The sequence below is a fragment of the Acinetobacter sp. CAU_H_78 genome (assembly GCF_058599365.1).
The window spans coordinates 1,069,884-1,088,624 of record NZ_CM178652.1 but is presented as its reverse complement, the minus strand read 5'-3'; the positions used below and the strand labels follow the sequence as shown (position 1 = coordinate 1,088,624).

Sequence of the window (18,741 nt, the reverse complement as noted above, 5' to 3'; positions counted from 1 at the left end):
ACATGGCACAAACCGCTAAAACAAAATTCACCATTATTGGGGTGATTATTGCCGCCGTCATTATCGGACTGGTGGTGTGGAACCAGCAACAGAAATCCGGTTCGGATGAACTGGTGATTGGGATCAGTCCATCTTTTGCCAAACCTTTACAGGTCGCAGCTGAAGAAGCCAAACAGCAAGGTCTAAATGTCAAACTAGTCGAGTTCTCGGACTGGAATACACCAAATATCACTCTGAATCATGGCGATATTGATGCCAACTTTTTCCAGCATCAGCCATTTTTAGACAATGCCAAAAAAGAAACTGATTTTAAAATCAAAGCCTTCGCTAAAGGTGCAGCGACTCATGTGGGTCTATATTCCAAGAGAATTACTAGTCTGGATGAACTAAAAGATGGCGCGAAAGTTGTGGTGCCAAATGATCCAGTCAACCAGGGACGTGCGCTACTGTTATTACAACAGGCGAATCTAGTGACATTGAAAGATCCAAACAACCACCTGTCAAGCCTGAAAGATATTGCAGTGAATCCGAAAAATCTTCAGTTTGTTGAAGTTGAAGGTCCACAAACCGCTCGTGCCATTGATGATGTTGATCTGGCATTCGGTTACCCGCATTACCTACGTCTGGCTAAAACAGCTGATCCAGAACAAGCATTGTTATTTGACTCTAACAAAGACAACCGTTATGCAATCCTGTTTGCCGTACGTGAGGACTATCAGGACAAAAATGACAAGCTGAAAAAATTTGTTGAAATCTATCAGAACTCACCTCGCGTGAAGGAAGCATTAGATGCTGACTTTGGTGCGAAGCTCTGGTTCCCGGGCTGGAAATAAGGAGAATACTATGGTGAGTTTTGGTTCTCAGGTGGCGTTTTCCGTCCCGCATATTAAAATCCGCAATCTGAACAAATATTATGAAGTACAAGGCAAATCGGTACATGCCTTAAAGAACATCAACCTAGATATTCCTGAAGGTAAAATTTTCGGGATTATCGGTAAAAGTGGCGCTGGTAAATCTTCACTGCTACGCACTCTAAATGGTCTGGAACAGATCAGTGAGGGTCATATCCATATCCACCAGCAGGATCTGGCAGGACTCACCCATGCTGAACTGATCCAGTTACGTCAGCGCATTGGCATGATCTTCCAGCACTTCAACCTGATGTCTGCCAAAACTGTCTGGGAAAATGTGGCATTGCCTTTAAAAGTCGCGAATTATAAAAAATCAGACATTGATACACGCGTGAATGAAGTACTGCAACTGGTTGGCTTAAGCGATAAGGCACAGAACTATCCTTCCCAGCTATCCGGCGGACAAAAGCAGCGTGTTGGCATTGCCCGTGCGCTGGTGCATCACCCGGAGATTCTACTCTGTGATGAAGCCACTTCTGCACTGGATCCGGAAAGTACTTCAGTGGTGCTGTCTTTGCTCAAAGAAATTAACCAGAAACTTGGCATCACTATTGTACTGATTACCCATGAAATGCAAGTCATTCGTGAAATTTGCGATCAGGTCGTCGTAATTGAAAAAGGTGAAATTGTTGAATCCGGTGAAGTTTGGTCTGTCTTTTCTAATCCACAGCAACAGATTACCCAGGAACTGCTGAATCTGGAACAGCTGGAACTGCCATTTTCGATCAGTCCTGAAGTGACAACAGATACCACGCATAGCATTATCAAACTGCGCTATGCCTCTAGTGTTCAATATTCCCCAGATTTGAAAGTGATTTTCGATCAGTTCGAGCATCCGGTACATCTTTACCAGAGTCATATCGACAGTATCCAGAACCATCTGGTCGGCAACCTCATTGTCGCGGTTGCTGATCTGAATCTGGACACGAACTTACTTCAGCAAAAACTAAAACAACACATTGCACAGATTGAGGCGATTGGCTATGCACGACCAACTCATTGATTTATTACTAACGGGAACCACCGATACCCTCATCATGGTTGGTGTATCAGCGATCGTTGCCTTTCTGATTGGTTTACCGATGGCCGTTATTTTGGTCAGCACCTCTGAACATGGCATTTATCCATCCAAGCCAATTAACCAGGCTTTGGGTTGGGTTGTGAATATTACCCGTTCGGTGCCTTTCCTGATTTTGATGGTGGCTTTAATTCCAATTACCCGCTGGATTGTCGGTACCAGTTATGGTGTCTGGGCAGCAGTTGTACCTTTAACGTTAGCTGCGACTCCTTTCTTTGCGCGTATTGCTGAAGTGAGCTTACGTGAAGTCGATCAAGGGCTGATTGAAGCGGCTCAAGCGATTGGCTGTAATCGTAAGCAGATCATCTGGCATGTACTATTGCCTGAAGCTTTACCGGGTATTGTGGCCGGTTTTACTGTCACTTTGGTGACCATGATTAACTCCTCGGCGATTGCCGGTGCTATTGGTGCTGGTGGTCTGGGTGATATCGCCTACCGTTATGGCTATCAGCGTTTTGACATGCAGATCATGCTGGCGGTGATTGTGGTGCTGGTGATACTGGTGATGCTGGTTCAGGCCACTGGTGACACCCTATCGAATCAGCTCGACAAACGTAAAATTTAAAAACATCTATTTCATAAGTTTTCAACAAAGCACCCAGCCATGACCTGACTTTGTCATGGCTTTCATGTAAAATCACTGGCAATTTTTATATAACGCTTTGTGAGTTATTTCATGGGTTTTAATTGTGGTATTGTAGGCCTGCCTAACGTTGGTAAATCTACGCTTTTCAATGCATTAACTAAAGCTGCAATTGCTGCGGAAAACTTCCCATTCTGTACGATTGAACCAAACACCGGTATCGTGCCTGTACCAGATCCACGCTTGGACAAACTTGCTGAAATCGTAAAACCACAACGTGTGGTACCAACTACCATGGAATTCGTGGACATCGCGGGTCTGGTTGCTGGTGCATCTAAAGGCGAAGGTCTGGGTAACCAGTTCCTGGCGAATATCCGTGAAACGGATGCAATTGCTCACGTTGTTCGTTGTTTCGAAGATGAAAACGTGATTCATGTCAACGGAAAAATTGATCCGCTTGATGACATCGCAACCATTAACACTGAACTTGCACTGGCTGACCTTGAAACTGTGACTAAAGCAGTGACTCGTTTGGCGAAGTCTGCAAAAGGTGGCGATAAAGAAGCTGTAGCCACTAAAGCCGTTCTAGAAAAAATCCTACCTCTTTTAGATGAAGGCAAACCTGCCCGTGCAGCAAATCTAGATGATGACGAACGTAAACTGGTTCGTGGCTTTGGTCTATTAACACTTAAACCAACTATGTACATCGCTAATGTGGCAGAAGACGGTTTTGAAAACAACCCGCACCTCGATGCGGTACGTGAACTGGCAGCTGCTGAAAATGCAATCGTGGTTCCACTTTGCAACCAGATCGAAGCTGAAATTTCATTGCTTGAAGATGAAGACCGTGCCGAATTCCTGGAAGCAATGGATATGGAAGAGCCGGGTCTGAACGTGGTAATCCGCGCAGGCTATTCACTGCTAGGCTTGCAAACTTACTTCACTGCCGGTGTTCAGGAAGTTCGTGCCTGGACGGTTAAAGTCGGTGCTACTGCCCCTCAAGCAGCGGGTGTCATTCATACTGACTTCGAAAAAGGCTTTATCCGCGCAGAATGTATTGCTTATGATGACTTCGTACAGTACAACGGCGAAGCTGGCGCTAAAGAAGCTGGTAAATGGCGTCTAGAAGGTAAAACTTATATTGTTCAGGACGGTGACGTTCTGCACTTCCGTTTCAACGTATAAGTTTGAAACCAAAAAAAAGCCCCGATCATTCGGGGCTTTTTTGTTACCAAATTTGGCTTCTTGCCATTTTCATACGCATATTTACATCCTATTTATAAAAATCTCATCCCATAACATAAATGATAATAATTCTCATTGTATTTAATACAGCTCAAGCGTATTTTAAAAATTAGTCGAAAATTCCACTCACTCAATCACGCTTAAGGACAATTAAAAATGAGCTATACCCTTCCCGAACTCCCTTATGCTTATGATGCATTGGAACCACATATTGATGCTAAAACCATGGAAATCCACCACACCAGACATCATCAAACTTATATCAACAACATCAATGCAGGTATTGAAGGCACAGAATGGGAAGATCTTTCTGTGGAAGAACTGGTGAGCAAAGCCAATCAGGTACCTGAAGATTTGAAAAATAATGTGATTAATAATGGTGGCGGTCATGCCAACCATTCCCTGTTCTGGACAGTAATGAGTCCAGATGGCGGTGGCAATCCTGAAGGTGAAATTGCACAAGCGATCGGCAAGGAGCTTGGCGGCTTTGAAGCCTTTAAAGAAGCTTTTACCAAGGCAGCCCTGACCCGTTTTGGCAGTGGCTGGGCTTGGCTCAGCGTGGCACCTGATCAAACCATTATCATAGAAAGCAGCGCCAATCAGGACTCACCCCTCATGCATGGCAATACCCCGATTCTAGGTCTGGATGTCTGGGAACATGCCTACTACTTGAAATACCAGAACCGTCGTCCTGAATATATTGCCGCTTTCTTTAATGTAGTGAACTGGAAGGAAGTGAATCGCCGTTATCTGGAAGCACTTTCAACATAAATGAATATAGTAGGACGAAACATCATGTCTTGGCACTCTTTACGTTTGATCTGCGGCCTCAGTATTCTTTTGGGCGGAGCAGTGTTGTATCTAGAACGTCTGTTCATGTTGCTTTAAGACATGATCGTCTAATGTATGGGAAGCCTTATTCTGAGGCTTCTTTTATTTTTTGCTGTTTAATTTTTTCTATAGGGAGATGGATTTAAAATTTAAGAACGCAATTCACAGACATTGACGCTATCGAAGCCATTGGTACATGGTGCCACTTCACACGCATGAGACGCTTGTACTGCACTTACTAAAACTGCACTCAGACTTATCGCTAAAAACAATTTATTAAACATTTAAAATGACTCCAAAAATTAACTTTTATCTCTAAATCGCTTGATTATGAGTCAATTATAGAACTTCTTTAATGATTCAGGGCAATCTTTCTTAATTTTAATTATTGTTTATTTATATAAATAGAATCGTTTTTTATAACAAAAAAGCGGAACCGAAGTCCCGCCTGAAGATTATAAAACCCGATTAAGACTGTTCAGCTACTGCATTACCTTTCTGCTTTGGATCAGTATTTCCCAGTTCAGGATGAGCAATTGCTCCCTGACATTGCTGTTTATCACGCTCATAGTCGGCCTGTTTCTGTGCCACGCTACTGCTATTTTCAACGGTGCTACGTGCCCAGATTTCCAGACTGGTTAAAGCTTTGCGACATAAGGCATATTTTCCTTCCGTCACTGAGTCAGTCATTTTCACATTAATGCGCCAGTCAGTACTCAATTTACGGGCCGGTTGACGTACCTGAGCATCGATCTGCTCCATTTCCTTGTTATAGACCAGCGGATCGACTTCATTCATGAATTGCCATGCAGTATTAGCATAAGTCGTTGCATCATTAGAGAGTTTAGGTGCCGCTTTAATTTCGGCCTTTGGCGCTTGACTGTCATTTCCACAAGCTTGAAGAAATAAGGTGCTGCCGATTAAAACACCGACCAGCATTGCACGTGTCTTGAACATCAACATATCAGAATCGCCAGTTAAACATTTCGGCACTATGCTAGTAAATTCGCGTACAATACACAATCTTGATTTAATCCCTGTTTTAACTCTCTCCCTCAAGGTGTTTTGTGTCTGACCACAATCCAGTAGCGATGCAACCTGCCGGTTTTTGGCAAGGTGCCAAAGATAGCCAGGCCATTATATTTACTTACCTTCCGGTCTCCTTTGCCTTTGGCGTTTCCGCCACCCAGTTCGGCTTTACTGCCTGGGAAGCCTTATTTCTGTCCTGCTCCATGTATGCCGGTGCCAGTCAGTTTTTAGTCGTAGCACTACTTGGTAGCGGTACTTCGATCTGGATGACTGCGTTGACCGTAATTGCCTTGGACATTCGCCATCTTTTATACGGGCCGGCATTACAAAACCTGATTCAAGATCGTTTAAACCTGAAAAAAACCGCAGTCTGGGCTTGGGGCCTTACCGATGAAGTCTTTGCTTCAGGTATGATCAAGCTGTCGCAACGGCGCCAAGAATGGTCAGAGTCGTGGATGCTCGGTCTGAGTCTTTTTAGCTGGTTATCTTGGGCGACAGGTTCATTTCTAGGCGGCTTATTTGCTGATCAGGTCAGTCATCTGCCACAATTCTTGCAGGCGGCTCTAGATTTTCTGCTACCTGCCCTGTTCTTGAGTTTCTTGTTAGCAGCCTTTGAAAAGAAACATACCTTTGTGGTAACCATCACGATTATTGTCTCAGCAGTTGCCTGTTATTTTATCGATCTCTCCGCTGCGATCTTTATTGGCATCAGTTCCGGCATTTTGGCCGGCCTGTTCAAGCACTATGTGCTGAAAAAACCAGATCCTGAATACGCAGGAGATCAATCATGAATCTTGAAATTATTTTGGTCGGGATTATTGTCGGGATTGCCAATTTTGCCTCACGTTTTGGTCCTTTCTATGTGATTCAAAAATTTCAGCAGGGTTCGCAAAAACGTGGTGCACTATGGCTGAAAATTGCCTTGGGTTCGATTGGAATTGCTGCCATCAGTTCCATGCTGGTTGTGGCGACCTTACCGCCCTTATTGGAAACGCCAGACAAAAGCTTTGCCATGCTGATCGGTTTTATTGTGCTGGCTGGACTATATTTTAAGTTCAAGAAAATCGTCATGGCGACCTTAACTGCAGCCTTAACCTATGGCCTGATTTATACCTATATCCCCGTGCCTTTTTAAGCCTTTTAGAAAATTAGAAATCTCATTCAAGACTTATGCTAAATTAAATACATAAGTCTTTTTTATATAAGAAGAAAAATAAGGAAAGTATTGGCATGTTCGAGCCAAAGCAAATGATTGAAGGGAAAATATTTATTCATCATCGACGTGATGAAATGTTGGCTATTTTTAACCAGTATGAATTACCCGGCTGCTATTTTGAATGCTTTATTAATGCACAGAATTTTACTGGTCATTTTGTAGAAGTGGTTGCTGAACCCGCAGATCATGTCCGTGTCATTTATATTCAGAAGCATGGCAAAAATAAAATCATTGCCCTATATAATCAGACTCAACAGGTAATCCATCTGCATCCCAAACAAATCATTTTTAGCCGATGGAGCCTGCTACATAAAGGCATTCCAAATCTTATTTATGTATTTTGCTTTAGTACAATTTTACTGTTTTTATTCTTTGCACTTGTCGCAATGTTAAATCATCAATTCCATTTTTTCACTGTATTCCTCGATGCACTGCAATTTTCAGGATTTGGTTTACTGCTCTGGATATTTGGTTTTATCTGTCCTTTTTTCATTCCCTTTTACGCCTTTAAGAGAATACAAAGTCTGAAACTTCTCCATCAACTTCAGCTCAATGACAAGCAAATTCTGCATATGGAAAAACTCAATCCGCAAAACCGGATTTATCATTTAAACCCTGTGAAAAATACAGTAAAGCAAACTGCCTGATTTCAGATGCGATTCTCTATAAACTTTTATAAATAAAACTGCTGGCCAATATCACAATTTTGTATGAAACTCGGCTTATCTCGGCATTGAGTTCTGTTATGCTAAAAGTCCATAAAATCAAGCATGGATAATACACATGAACGTGACTATTGGTACTCCTCTTCAATCTTCAGCTTTTAAAGTTCTATTGCTAGGTTCAGGAGAACTAGGTAAGGAAGTGGTGATTTCCTTGCAACGTTTAGGTGTAGAAGTTCATGCTGCAGATCGTTATGCAGATGCTCCGGCCATGCAGGTGGCACATTTTTCTTATGTCTTAAATATGGCAGATGCAGCGGAACTCAAACAGCTCATTCAAAAAATTCAGCCGCATCTCATTGTTCCTGAAATTGAAGCCATTGCAACAGAAGTACTGGTTGAAATTGAAGAACAGAATATTGCCACCGTGATTCCTTCTGCTAAAGCAGTTAACCTAACTATGAATCGTGAAGGAATTCGTCGTCTGGCGGCTGAAGAGTTAGGTTTACCGACCTCTGCTTATCGCTTTGCCGATTCTCTGGAATCTTTCCGCGCAGCCTGTGATGACATTGGTTATCCAAACTTTGTGAAACCAGTGATGTCTTCTTCAGGTAAAGGCCAATCTCGCGTGAAAAGTTTTGAAGAAGTCGATGCTGCCTGGGAATATGCGCAAACAGGTGGTCGAGTTAATCAGGGCAAAGTGATTGTCGAATCACAGATTGATTTTGATTTTGAAATTACCCTGCTTACTGTACGGGCTAAGAATCCTAAAACTGGCGAAATCGAAACCTCTTACTGTGATCCAATCGGACACCGTCAGGACTCAGGCGACTATGTAGAAAGCTGGCAGCCTCAGCCAATGAGTCCCGCTGCTCTGGAAGAATCAAAACGTATCGCCAATAAAGTCACCACAGCACTCGGCGGTTGCGGTATTTTTGGTGTAGAACTCTTTGTCAAAGGCGACAAAGTATGGTTTAGTGAGGTTTCACCTCGCCCGCATGACACTGGTCTGGTCACTTTGGCTTCCCAGTTCCAGAGTGAATTTGAACTGCATGCCCGTGCTATTTTAGGCTTACCAGTCAATACAGCTCGCCATAGTGTGGCTGCTAGTGCCGTGATTTACGCAGGTGTCGATGATCGCAATCTTTCATTTTCTGGCCTGAATCTTGCTTTAGCCCATGCCGATACCGATTTACGTCTATTTGGTAAACCTGAAGGCTTTAAACGCCGCCGTATGGGTGTCGCGACTGCGCGTGCAGAAAACATTGAACAGGCTCGCGAGCTGGCTCAACAGGTTGCAGACCAAGTTAATGTGAATCAAAATTAAGTAAATACAACGGACCACTGTTCATGATCAATACCTCCCCGCTGCTGAATTACATTAAAAGTCACAATGACATCAAAGCGATCAATCAATGGCGTAGCGATGTAGAAAATCAGCTTCAGGAATGTTTTGAAAATGGACAATCCATCCGTGACATCATTCAGGCACGCTCTAACCTGATTGATGAGGCTCTGCAATTCTTGTGGAATCATGCTGGACTGGATCAGACTGATTTGGCGCTTTTCGCAGTCGGCGGTTATGGCCGCCGCGAAATGCTGCCATATTCAGATGTCGATATCATGATCCTCTCTGAAGATGATTTCACTCCAGAGCAGGAAAAGCTGATCTCCAGCTTTATTTCCTCTCTTTGGGATGTCGGTAATTTCCAACCGGGCATCAGTGTTCGTACCATCAATGAATGTGTCAATCAGGCCAGCAGCGACCTTACGGTAGCGACTTCCTTAATCGAAGCACGTCTGATTATTGGCAATGAAAATTTGACCAAATGGCCACGCCGGATCGTGTCACAAACTTGGACTGATAAAACCTTTTTTGATGCGAAAATGGATGAGCAGCACAAACGCTATGCTCAGCACAATAATACTGAAAGCAATCTGGAACCGGATATTAAAAATGCACCGGGCGGTATCCGTGATATTAACCAGATTGGCTGGATTGCCAAACGTCATTTCCGTGTCAACCGTATTTATGACTTGGTGCATCTGGGCTTTATCTCAGAGTTTGAACTTGCCGTACTCGAAGAAGCTGAAAGCTTCCTTTGGGAAATTCGTCATCATTTACACCGCCTGACCAAGCGCGATGAAAACCGCCTGCTGTTCGATTATCAACGCGATATTGCGGCGATGTTTGGCTATACCCGTGAAGAAGGTCAGTCACCGAACTATCCAATCGAACAGTTCATGAAGCGCTATTACCGTAGCGCACAACAGGTTTCGACCCTGAATGAAATGCTACTGGCTTATTTTAATGAATCAGTCATTACCCCACGTTTACCCCAATATGAACGCCAGATTGAGGAAATCAATGAAAATTTCAAACTGGTCGATGGCAAGTTAGCAGTTCAACATCACAAGATTTTCTCGGAAAAACCAAGTGCCATTCTGGAAATCTTCTATTTGCTGGCCAATCGTCCTGAAATTGAGGGTATTCGTGCTCGTACTTTACGTCTGCTTACTCTGGCAGCTAAACGTATTGATCGGGATTTCCGGGATAATCCGGTACACCAGGCCCTGTTTATGGCCATCATTCGTTCACCGCATCGCCTGTATGAAACCTTGGTCGCAATGAAACGTTATGGTGTTCTGGGCAAATATATTCCGGCTTTCGGACAGATTACCGGCCTAATGCAATATGACTTATTCCACATCTATACCGTGGATGCACATACCCTGCTCTTGATCCGCAATCTGAACCGCTTCAAGGAACCCGAATTTGCCAAAGAATTCCCTGTGGTCAGCTCCGTGTTCCAGCGCTTAGCACGTCGTGACATTGTTTATCTAGCGGCTATTTTCCATGATATTGCCAAAGGTCGTGGCGGTGATCATAGTGAGCTTGGTGCAGCCGATGCGATTCAGTTCTGCCGGACGCATGGCTTTACCGAACGGGAATGCAATCTGGTTGCCTGGCTGATTGAAAACCATTTGTCCATGTCAGTGACTTCACAGAAAAAAGACATTTCCGATCCGGATGTGGTCAAAGAATTTGCTGAAAAAATGGGAGATATGGAGCATCTGGATTATCTGTACACCTTGACTGTAGCAGATATCAACGCGACCAATCCAAAACTCTGGAATACCTGGCGTTCATCTTTGATGCGTCAGCTTTATACTCATGCGCGTGATGTCATCCGTTCTGGCTTGGGCCGTCCGGTTGATTACCAGATGCTGATTGAAGATACCAAATTTGAAGCCAGTGAGCGTCTGGTAGAACATTTCTCACTTTATGATGTCGAAAAAGTCTGGCAGGAACTGGGCGATGACTACTTCCTGAAAGAATCTGCCGATGAAATCGCCTGGCATACCCGTGCCATTCTGGAACATGGGGATAATCCTGCACCATTGGTATTAATGCGTGCGCATCGTAAGTATGCGCAGGATGCCGTACAGATCTTCATCTATACCCAAGACAAACCAAATCTGTTCGCCACCACGGTTGCTGTTCTGGATCGCATGAACCTGGACGTTCAGGATGCCCGGATTATTACCGCAACCAAAGCCTTTAGTCTGGATACCTATGTCGTCCTTGACCGTTTTGGCACGCTCCTGACCGATCCGGAACGTGAGGCAACTGTCATTGAAGCCTTACAGGATGCTTTAAGTCATTCTGATGAATATCCAGGTCTGATGCAGCGCCGCATCCCGCGTCAGTTACGTCATTTTGATATTGAAAATACCGTCGATATCACCCTTAATGAAGCTTTAAACCAGAATATGGTTGAAATTGCGACACTTGACCATCCTGGTTTACTTGCGAAAATTGGCGGTTTATTTATGATGCAGGGTCTGGATATTCACTCTGCTAAAATTGCCACACTTGGCGAACGTGCTGAAGATATTTTCTTTGTCACCAAAAAAGATGGCAGCCCAATGACCCAAACAGAGTCTGACAATTTTGCAGCGGCATTAAAAGCTGCTCTGGATGAGGCCTCACATCAGGTCAATGCTCAACACTAACACACTGCTCGGTAACACATTCATGAACTCTAGCTTGTCTTTATTGCATCCATATCCGTTTGAAAAGTTGAATAAACTTTTCGCGGATATCCAGCCTGCGAATATGCCTTTGATTCCCCTTTCAATTGGTGAACCGAAGCATCCAGCACCCGAGTTTGTGAAACAGGCGATTATTGATAATTTTCAGCATCTATCAACTTATCCGAACAGCAAAGGTTTACCTGAATTACGTGAAAGCATTGCCAACTGGCTGACTCGCCGTTTTAAACTCAATAGCATCAGTGCAGACAGCAATGTATTACCGGTCTCTGGTACCCGTGAAGCGATCTTTTCTTTTGTCCAAGCTTTGATCAATCGTGAAGATGCGCCTTATGTGGTGATGCCAAACCCTTTCTATCAGATTTATGAAGGTGCTACCCTGCTTGCAGGTGCAAAACCTCATTTCATCAACTGTACTGAAGAAAATGATTACTTAGGCGACTTTGATACAGTTCCGGCTGAAGTCTGGGAAAAAACTGCCCTGTTATTTGTGTGTACACCGGGCAACCCAACAGGTGCCGTTCTTTCTAAAGAGCAGTTTAAAAAGCTGATTGCACTTTCAGACAAATATGATTTTGTCATTGCTTCTGATGAATGTTATTCAGAACTCTGGTTTGATGAAGCACCGACAGGTTTACTGGAAATGTGTGCCGAGATTGGCCGAGATGACTATAAAAACTGTGTCGTTTTCCACTCCCTGTCTAAACGTTCTAACCTGCCAGGTATGCGTTCAGGTTTTGTTGCAGGCGATGCCACTTTACTCAAACCTTATCTGCAATACCGTACTTATCATGGTGCAGCGATGCCGGTGCAACACCAATTAGCATCAATTGCAGCCTGGAATGATGAAGCGCATGTAGAAGAAAACCGGGTACAGTATCGTGCCAAGTTTGATTTGTTCCAGAAGGAATTGGGTCACTTGCTTCCGCTGAAAAAACCGGATGCCGGATTCTACTATTGGCTTAAAGTGGACAATGATGAAACTTTTGCCAAGATGCTAATGGAAAAAGCGCATATCAAAGTGCTACCAGGCCGTTACCTGTCTCGTGAAACTACGCAAGGTAACCCGGGTGAAAATCATGTGCGTCTGGCATTAGTCGCTGATCTAGCACAATGTGAACAGGTAATTCAGCGTTTAAAAGCGATTCTTTAATCTTTTTAGATCTAAACACAAATAAAAAACCCACTTTCCAGAAGTGGGTTTTTTATGGATATTGACTACAAATTATTCTTCTATTTAACTTATTTTCTATTCAATAGAAATTAGACATTTCAAATAAACTTATAAAACCTTTTCAATTTCTGTTTCAAGATCTTCAGGTTTGGTGGTAGGTGCAAAACGGTTTAATACCTTGCCATCACGACCAATCAGGAATTTGGTGAAATTCCACTTAATACCATTTCCTAGAATTCCTTTAGAATTATTGGTCAAGTAACGGAAGATCGCATGCGCTTCCGGACCTTTTACATCCACCTTGGAAAACATCGGGAAAGAAACCCCATAATTTTTCTGACAAAATTCACCGATCTGTTCATTTGAACCCGGATCCTGTCCGCCAAACTGGTTGCATGGAAAACCTAAAATTTCCAGTCCCTGCTCTTTATATTTCTGGTAAAGCTTTTCCAGACCTGCAAATTGTGGAGTGAAACCACATTTGCTCGCGGTATTTACGATTAAAAGTACTTTCCCTTCATAATCTGCAAGTCGTTTGTTTTTCCCATCTAACAATTCAGCTTCAAACTGATAAATGCTGGTCATGGATAAGTTTCCTCGTCAGTTTTTTCTTGTGTTTGTAATTCTAAAGAGGCCGAGTTTACACAATAACGTAAGCCAGTCGGTTCCGGACCATCCGGGAAAACGTGTCCCAAATGTGCATCACAATGATGACAAACAATTTCTGTTCTCACCATACCATGTGAAGTATCAGGTAATTCCTCTACAACTGAGCTGCTCACAGGACGATAGAAGCTTGGCCAGCCGCAACCGCTGTCATATTTGGTGGTTGAAGAAAACAGTGGTGTACCACAGCAACGGCAGACATAAGTCCCTTCCTGTTTTGTATTCCAGTACTTACCTGTGAATGCCGGTTCAGTTCCTTTTTCACGCGTAATGCGAAACTCTTCTGGTGATAACTCTCTTTGCCATTCCCGGTCTGTTTTATTGAGTTTTCCCATCACTAACTCCTTTAAATCTTTGACATTCAATGTCATGCTTCAGTACTTCCATATTTACGCTAGAGATGAAAAAATTTCTAGCGAAATTTCAGCATAGATTGTGATATTTGCGTAATCTATAGGTTTAACTTAAAAATTAATTGGATGGAATTATGTCCGGTATTGGTAACACCCCCCCTCGCGAGATCAAGAAATCGTCTAAGCTTGAGCATGTTTGCTACGACATTCGCGGACCAGTGTTACGAGCGGCCAACGAGATGGAAGAAGCCGGACATAAAATTATCAAACTGAATATCGGAAATCCCGCCCCATTCGGCTTTGAAGCCCCGCAAGAAATCATTAATGATGTTGCACTGAACCTGCCAAATGCGATTGGTTATACGGATTCCAAAGGGATTTTCCCGGCACGTAAAGCGATCTGCCAGTATTACCAGCAAAAAGGCATTCTGGATATGCACGTGAACGACGTGTATGTCGGCAATGGCGTATCTGAACTGATTGTAATGGCGATGCAAGGCCTGCTGGATGACGGTGATGAAATGCTGATTCCAATGCCGGATTATCCATTATGGACTGCGGCAGTGAACCTGTCTGGCGGTACTGCGATTCACTATAAATGTGATGAAGAAGATCACTGGTATCCAGATATTGCGGATATGGAAAGCAAAATCACGCCAAATACCCGCGGGATCGTGATTATCAACCCGAATAATCCGACCGGTTCGGTTTATCCGCGTCATGTATTACAGCAAATCGTGGATCTGGCGAAGAAATATGACCTGATCCTGTTTGCTGACGAAATCTATGACAAGATTGTCTACGATGGCATTGAACATGTATCAGTAGCTTCGCTTGCAGGCAAGCAATTATGTGTATCGTTCAATGGTTTATCTAAGGCCTATCGTATTGCCGGCTACCGTTCAGGCTGGATGGCGATTACTGGTGATAAATCACGTGCAATGGACTATATTGAAGGCCTGGATATGCTAGCTTCAATGCGTCTTTGCGCGAATCATCAAGCACAATATGCAATTCAGACTGCACTCGGTGGCTATCAATCTATTAATGACTTGATCCGCCCAGGTGGCCGTCTATATGAACAACGCAATATTGCCTGGGAAATGCTAAACGAGATTCCAGGTGTATCTTGTGTAAAACCTGAAGGTGCAATGTACTGCTTCCCTCGTCTTGATCCTGAAATCTATCCGGTTGAGGATGACGAGAAACTGATGCTTGATCTGTTACGTGCCGAGAAAGTTCTATTGGTTCAAGGTACTGGTTTTAACTGGCCAACACCGGATCATTTCCGTGTGGTGTTCCTGCCAGCAGAAAATGAACTGCGTGAAGCCATTACCCGTTTAGGCCGTTTCCTGGCAAAAATGCGTTAATTTATAAAAGTTAACTCAAAAAACCGCATTCATGAATGCGGTTTTTTATTGTTTAAAAAATTTCCGCGACAAGCTTTATAGATATTTAAAAAGAGGCATGCTGTTAATCCAGCGTTTCTTTTCTCAATAAAATCTATTCAGCCTTTTCTCCTTTAGCTTGATGATTCATGCTATTTTTTGAACAAATATAAAACTCCAAGAGTACATGGATGTCCTCAAATACGGTCAAGCTTAGTCTTTTTCTCTGCCTGAGCATGTGCTTAGGCATCGGCATTCTGCGTTTTTCCTATACCGCATTGTTACCTGGTACACGGGAAGCCTTTGCCTGGAGCACGAGCTTTGCCAGTCTTTTGGGTAGTGCCAATCTACTGGGTTATTTAATCGGTGCTTTTGCAGCGATGCGCTTGCCCCAAGACCGAAGCATGAGCACTTATATTCAGCTTGCTGCAATAGCTGGAATGCTTAGCCTATTCTGTTGTGCCTTTGCAGGATTTTCTGAAATCTGGTATATCAGCTGGCGCGTGATTTCCGGTATTAGTGGTGGCCTGCTCATGATTTTGTCACCAAGTGTCGTGGCTCAGTGCTGTGATTTAAAAGACCGTTTTAAAATCAATTTTGTTGGTTTTAGCGGGATTGGATTAGGGGTTTTACTGGCTACCCTGTTTCTGCCTTATCTTGACCAGATTTCCATACGTACGGCCTGGCTGATCTTATGTGGGTTTGCCCTTATGATTTGTATCTGCTTAAGCCTACTGATACAACAATTTAAACCCTATCTAGCTAAACAATCTGTTTCTCATGCTGCTCAAGTCCCTTTAAATACAGTTTTTTATAGTTTACTGGTGGTTTATGCTTGTAGTGCATTTGCCTATATTCCGCATTCCCTGTTCTGGATTGACTATCTCAGCCATGAACTAGGATTAAGCTTATTTTGGATTAACTTTAACTGGATTCTATATGGCTTAGGCAGTGCCTTAGGAGCTTTCTCTGCCTATATTCTGGCAAGAAAATTTGGCAATTTTACTGCCTTGAAAATTCTTTATAGTGTATATATTCTGGCAATTTTTATCGCGACTCTAAATGCTAATCCATTCCTGACTTTTAGTTCTTCTTTTTTTACTGGAATGTTGAATCCCGCTGTGGTTTTCCTTACCTCTTATACCATTTTACAACTGTATGGACTGGCCTATAAAAAGCTTTGGAGCATTGCGACTCTATGTTTTGCCTCTGTTCAGCTGATTGGAGGATTGAGTTTTAGTGCCCTGCAATATCTTGGATTAAACTACCATCAACAGTTTATGCTGGCCGCTTTAGTTTTATTAGCCGGAACTTTGCAATTGGTCTGGAATACACGTTCTTCCAAATATAAGACAGATGAGCAACCGCAACCGGTTTCTGTTCAAGAAGAAAAGAATTAAATAAAAATTAAAGTCAGACAATGACCCAAGTCCCAATTGATAAAACCACATCATTAAACGTGGTTTTATTCCATTTAATCTTTCTTCAAATCTTTAAGCGGGTTACCAAACTGTTTTAGATATTCAACACCCAATTGCCGTGAACCCTGATCATTAAGATGATTATCATCCTTAAAACGATACAAAGGCACATCATTCAGCATCGTTTTACATGCCTGCTGATCACAGATGACTTTGGTTGGATCAATAATTTTCAATTGCGGATATTTCAGTTTTGCTTCTGCCAAAATCTGATTGAATTGCTTTAAATGTGCTTCATAACTTTTTCGAGAAACTGTACATGAAGCGTCTCGATGAAGAATCTCTTTACGAATATTACAATCAGATGGAATCCCTTCCCAGTCTAGATGTGGGACATCATTAATTAGAATAACCTGATCACTAGATTGATGGGCAATTTCTAAGGCTTTCATCAAACCTGCTTTAAATATCTCTTCCTCAGTATGATGGACACTATCTTTAAGTTTCACATCATCGTCAAAGTACTGCGCATAAGAGCCCGCCAGAATAATCATTGGATAACGGGTTTCTGCCAGATGCGCAGTAATAGCATCATTACGTTTTTGGAATTTGGTCAATTCTTTCCATTGATTCAGCTTTAATTCAAATCGCTGCACACTTGGCAGATAAAAGGTAGAACTTTGTGTAACGTCATAACCGCGTAAATTGGCGTCCTTTGCCCATTCATCCAGCATTGCTGTATAGGCATTGGCATGGGAATCGCCAATCAACAGGAAATCAATATCTTCTTTAGATTGTCCTAAGATACAATCTTGAGCACTGGGCAAAACATTTGGATCCGCAGTATCCATGCAGTTACTACGAATCACATGTGCATACGTATGTAATGCTTCCTGTTTGTCATGCACCGATTTTGGAAAACGCTCCGGGAAACCTTCATGTGTTTTGATGGTTTGGGCGATCGCAATAAAACTGGCTGCAGGCAACAGAAACCCAAGAATAATCACTTTATAATTTGCAGCCATCACAAAGCGTTTCAGTGGTGTTTCAGCCAGTTTATAAGTCAGAAATGCACATATAAGTGACAGAAAAACAATAATAATCTGATTTTCCAGATTCAAGGGCAGCATATAAATGCCAAAGAATACGATTATCGGCCAGTGCCATAGATACAGAGGATATGAAATTTTGCCAATCCATGTACTAAGACGATTACTCAGCAATAAATTACTTGAAGATATGGATTGCCCCAGATAAATAATGAGTGCCGTTGCAAGACATGGGATCAATGCCATCAGTCCCGGAAATGGGGTTTGCTGATCAAAATAAATTGCAGTTGCAAATAGAACACCCACTCCCGCCCAGACCAATCCCTGTAATAGTTTTTTTGGCACATTTGGTTTTGGCAAGCAGCTAATCAATGCGCCAATCAACAACTCAAACGCCCGTACCGGCATACTATAATAAGCTTTGGCCGGATTATGAGTCAGTTGTTGTTGGGCGTATATAACTAAAGTGACAATGAATACACTAATGACAAACCAAAGATATTTACGCGAGGTTTTACTCAAGAATAACCATAGTAAGAGTGGCCAGAAAATATAAAACTGCTCTTCTACGCCCAATGACCATAAATGTAATAAAGGCACATTTTCTACATTCGGACTGAAATAATCTCCTACCTCATTCCGCATATACAGATTGGCAATAAGCACAGTCGCATACATGACACTTTTGAAATATTCTATCAGTTCACCCGGCAACATCACCTGCCAGGTAATTAGACTGACAATTGCCAGTACAGTAAAATATGCAGGTGCCAGACGGATCACCCGTTTCTTATAAAACCGGGCAATTGAAAATTGCTGCAACTCAATATCGCGCGTCAGAATGGTCGTGATGAGATAACCGGAAATGACAAAGAAAATATCAACACCAATATAGCCGCCAGAAAATAAAGACCAGCCGAGATGATTGAAAATGACCAATGATACTGCAACAGCTCTCAGGCCATCGATATCTGATCGATAAGCAAAACTCATAAAAACAGGAAAAGCGGGAGATACGCTATTTTATGCTTTTCACTCTTTAGATGGCGATCTTTTACATTTTTTTTACATTCACTTGC

The 18,741-nt window shown here is 42.7% G+C and carries 18 protein-coding genes; 13 read left to right on the top strand and 5 right to left on the bottom strand.

The window, feature by feature from the left end:
• Positions 1-2 precede the first annotated feature (2 nt).
• The 5 genes from AC4MCD_RS05375 to AC4MCD_RS05355 all read left to right on the top strand — a co-directional run bounded on the left by AC4MCD_RS05375 (position 3) and on the right by AC4MCD_RS05355 (position 4,588).
• Entirely contained in the window at positions 3-833 is an 831-nt protein-coding gene (locus AC4MCD_RS05375) for a MetQ/NlpA family ABC transporter substrate-binding protein (protein ID WP_491876711.1), read from the top strand.
• A gap of 10 nt (positions 834-843) precedes the next feature.
• Positions 844-1,914 (top strand): methionine ABC transporter ATP-binding protein, encoded by a 1,071-nt coding sequence (locus AC4MCD_RS05370; protein WP_491876710.1) that lies wholly within the window; start codon positions 844-846, stop codon positions 1,912-1,914.
• A complete protein-coding gene (locus tag AC4MCD_RS05365; protein WP_419365532.1) occupies positions 1,895-2,554 on the top strand; it encodes a methionine ABC transporter permease in 660 nt (219 codons plus the stop codon). Before AC4MCD_RS05370 ends, AC4MCD_RS05365 begins: the two co-directional genes overlap by 20 nt.
• A 111-nt stretch (positions 2,555-2,665) precedes the next feature.
• Positions 2,666-3,757, top strand: coding sequence for a redox-regulated ATPase YchF (gene ychF, locus AC4MCD_RS05360; protein WP_005236355.1), 1,092 nt, complete (start codon positions 2,666-2,668; stop codon positions 3,755-3,757).
• Between the two features lie 216 nt (positions 3,758-3,973).
• Positions 3,974-4,588, top strand: a complete 615-nt coding sequence (locus AC4MCD_RS05355; RefSeq protein ID WP_491876709.1) for a superoxide dismutase — start codon at positions 3,974-3,976, stop codon at positions 4,586-4,588.
• A 209-nt stretch (positions 4,589-4,797) separates the two neighbouring features.
• On the opposite strand, the gene AC4MCD_RS05350 is transcribed toward AC4MCD_RS05355, so the two are convergent.
• Both AC4MCD_RS05350 and AC4MCD_RS05345 read right to left on the bottom strand, forming a co-directional pair.
• Positions 4,798-4,932 (bottom strand): hypothetical protein, encoded by a 135-nt coding sequence (locus AC4MCD_RS05350; RefSeq protein ID WP_340810753.1) that lies wholly within the window; start codon positions 4,930-4,932, stop codon positions 4,798-4,800.
• Between the two features lie 184 nt (positions 4,933-5,116).
• Positions 5,117-5,611, bottom strand: coding sequence for a hypothetical protein (locus tag AC4MCD_RS05345; protein ID WP_419365531.1), 495 nt, complete (start codon positions 5,609-5,611; stop codon positions 5,117-5,119).
• A gap of 128 nt (positions 5,612-5,739) precedes the next feature.
• Here AC4MCD_RS05345 and AC4MCD_RS05340 point away from each other — a divergent pair, with 128 nt between their 5' ends.
• The 6 genes from AC4MCD_RS05340 to dapC all read left to right on the top strand — a co-directional run bounded on the left by AC4MCD_RS05340 (position 5,740) and on the right by dapC (position 12,764).
• Positions 5,740-6,468 carry an AzlC family ABC transporter permease gene (locus AC4MCD_RS05340; RefSeq protein ID WP_179993099.1) on the top strand — a complete coding sequence of 243 codons (729 nt, stop codon included), beginning with the start codon at positions 5,740-5,742 and terminating at the stop codon, positions 6,466-6,468.
• On the top strand, positions 6,465-6,812 hold the full coding sequence (ygaH, locus tag AC4MCD_RS05335) for an L-valine transporter subunit YgaH (protein ID WP_419365530.1): 348 nt from the start codon (positions 6,465-6,467) through the stop codon (positions 6,810-6,812). Before AC4MCD_RS05340 ends, ygaH begins: the two co-directional genes overlap by 4 nt.
• 95 nt (positions 6,813-6,907) lie before the next feature.
• On the top strand, positions 6,908-7,540 hold the full coding sequence (locus tag AC4MCD_RS05330) for a hypothetical protein (protein WP_419365529.1): 633 nt from the start codon (positions 6,908-6,910) through the stop codon (positions 7,538-7,540).
• Between the two features lie 127 nt (positions 7,541-7,667).
• Positions 7,668-8,882, top strand: a complete 1,215-nt coding sequence (gene purT, locus AC4MCD_RS05325; protein WP_419365561.1) for a formate-dependent phosphoribosylglycinamide formyltransferase — start codon at positions 7,668-7,670, stop codon at positions 8,880-8,882.
• 23 nt (positions 8,883-8,905) lie between these two features.
• Entirely contained in the window at positions 8,906-11,572 is a 2,667-nt protein-coding gene (gene glnD, locus AC4MCD_RS05320; RefSeq protein ID WP_491876708.1) for a [protein-PII] uridylyltransferase, read from the top strand.
• A gap of 22 nt (positions 11,573-11,594) precedes the next feature.
• On the top strand, positions 11,595-12,764 hold the full coding sequence (gene dapC / locus AC4MCD_RS05315; protein ID WP_419374629.1) for a succinyldiaminopimelate transaminase: 1,170 nt from the start codon (positions 11,595-11,597) through the stop codon (positions 12,762-12,764).
• Positions 12,765-12,893: 129 nt separating this feature from the next.
• On the opposite strand, the gene AC4MCD_RS05310 is transcribed toward dapC, so the two are convergent.
• Positions 12,894-13,370 (bottom strand): glutathione peroxidase, encoded by a 477-nt coding sequence (locus tag AC4MCD_RS05310; RefSeq protein ID WP_491876707.1) that lies wholly within the window; start codon positions 13,368-13,370, stop codon positions 12,894-12,896.
• The gene (gene msrB, locus AC4MCD_RS05305; protein WP_004784131.1) at positions 13,367-13,786 is read right to left on the bottom strand and encodes a peptide-methionine (R)-S-oxide reductase MsrB; all 420 of its coding nucleotides are present in this window, start codon (positions 13,784-13,786) and stop codon (positions 13,367-13,369) included. The genes AC4MCD_RS05310 and msrB overlap by 4 nt, the downstream gene beginning before the upstream one ends.
• Before the next feature lie 152 nt (positions 13,787-13,938).
• Here msrB and AC4MCD_RS05300 point away from each other — a divergent pair, with 152 nt between their 5' ends.
• Both AC4MCD_RS05300 and AC4MCD_RS05295 read left to right on the top strand, forming a co-directional pair.
• Positions 13,939-15,174: a pyridoxal phosphate-dependent aminotransferase gene (locus AC4MCD_RS05300; protein WP_004784132.1), complete on the top strand. Its 1,236-nt coding sequence runs from the start codon at positions 13,939-13,941 to the stop codon at positions 15,172-15,174.
• Between the two features lie 209 nt (positions 15,175-15,383).
• On the top strand, positions 15,384-16,592 hold the full coding sequence (locus AC4MCD_RS05295; protein ID WP_419374631.1) for a YbfB/YjiJ family MFS transporter: 1,209 nt from the start codon (positions 15,384-15,386) through the stop codon (positions 16,590-16,592).
• 74 nt (positions 16,593-16,666) lie between these two features.
• Here the strand turns inward: AC4MCD_RS05295 and AC4MCD_RS05290 are convergent, their stop codons facing one another.
• A complete protein-coding gene (locus tag AC4MCD_RS05290) occupies positions 16,667-18,655 on the bottom strand; it encodes an acyltransferase family protein (RefSeq protein ID WP_491876706.1) in 1,989 nt (662 codons plus the stop codon).
• Positions 18,656-18,741: the final 86 nt, after the last annotated feature.

Excerpts from the sequence above, each read along its gene's own strand:
- AC4MCD_RS05375 (WP_491876711.1), top strand. The coding sequence starts at position 3 with ATGGCACAAACCGCTAAAACAAAATTCACCATTATTGGGGTGATTATT.
- AC4MCD_RS05310 (WP_491876707.1), bottom strand. The coding sequence starts at position 13,370 with ATGACCAGCATTTATCAGTTTGAAGCTGAATTGTTAGATGGGAAAAAC.
- AC4MCD_RS05355 (WP_491876709.1), top strand. The coding sequence starts at position 3,974 with ATGAGCTATACCCTTCCCGAACTCCCTTATGCTTATGATGCATTGGAA.
- AC4MCD_RS05290 (WP_491876706.1), bottom strand. The coding sequence starts at position 18,655 with ATGAGTTTTGCTTATCGATCAGATATCGATGGCCTGAGAGCTGTTGCA.
- ygaH (WP_419365530.1), top strand. The coding sequence starts at position 6,465 with ATGAATCTTGAAATTATTTTGGTCGGGATTATTGTCGGGATTGCCAAT.
- ychF (WP_005236355.1), top strand. The coding sequence starts at position 2,666 with ATGGGTTTTAATTGTGGTATTGTAGGCCTGCCTAACGTTGGTAAATCT.
- AC4MCD_RS05365 (WP_419365532.1), top strand. The coding sequence starts at position 1,895 with ATGCACGACCAACTCATTGATTTATTACTAACGGGAACCACCGATACC.
- AC4MCD_RS05345 (WP_419365531.1), bottom strand. The coding sequence starts at position 5,611 with ATGTTGATGTTCAAGACACGTGCAATGCTGGTCGGTGTTTTAATCGGC.
- AC4MCD_RS05300 (WP_004784132.1), top strand. The coding sequence starts at position 13,939 with ATGTCCGGTATTGGTAACACCCCCCCTCGCGAGATCAAGAAATCGTCT.
- AC4MCD_RS05370 (WP_491876710.1), top strand. The coding sequence starts at position 844 with ATGGTGAGTTTTGGTTCTCAGGTGGCGTTTTCCGTCCCGCATATTAAA.
- glnD (WP_491876708.1), top strand. The coding sequence starts at position 8,906 with ATGATCAATACCTCCCCGCTGCTGAATTACATTAAAAGTCACAATGAC.
- AC4MCD_RS05350 (WP_340810753.1), bottom strand. The coding sequence starts at position 4,932 with ATGTTTAATAAATTGTTTTTAGCGATAAGTCTGAGTGCAGTTTTAGTA.
- AC4MCD_RS05295 (WP_419374631.1), top strand. The coding sequence starts at position 15,384 with ATGTCCTCAAATACGGTCAAGCTTAGTCTTTTTCTCTGCCTGAGCATG.
- msrB (WP_004784131.1), bottom strand. The coding sequence starts at position 13,786 with ATGGGAAAACTCAATAAAACAGACCGGGAATGGCAAAGAGAGTTATCA.
- AC4MCD_RS05330 (WP_419365529.1), top strand. The coding sequence starts at position 6,908 with ATGTTCGAGCCAAAGCAAATGATTGAAGGGAAAATATTTATTCATCAT.
- AC4MCD_RS05340 (WP_179993099.1), top strand. The coding sequence starts at position 5,740 with ATGCAACCTGCCGGTTTTTGGCAAGGTGCCAAAGATAGCCAGGCCATT.
- dapC (WP_419374629.1), top strand. The coding sequence starts at position 11,595 with ATGAACTCTAGCTTGTCTTTATTGCATCCATATCCGTTTGAAAAGTTG.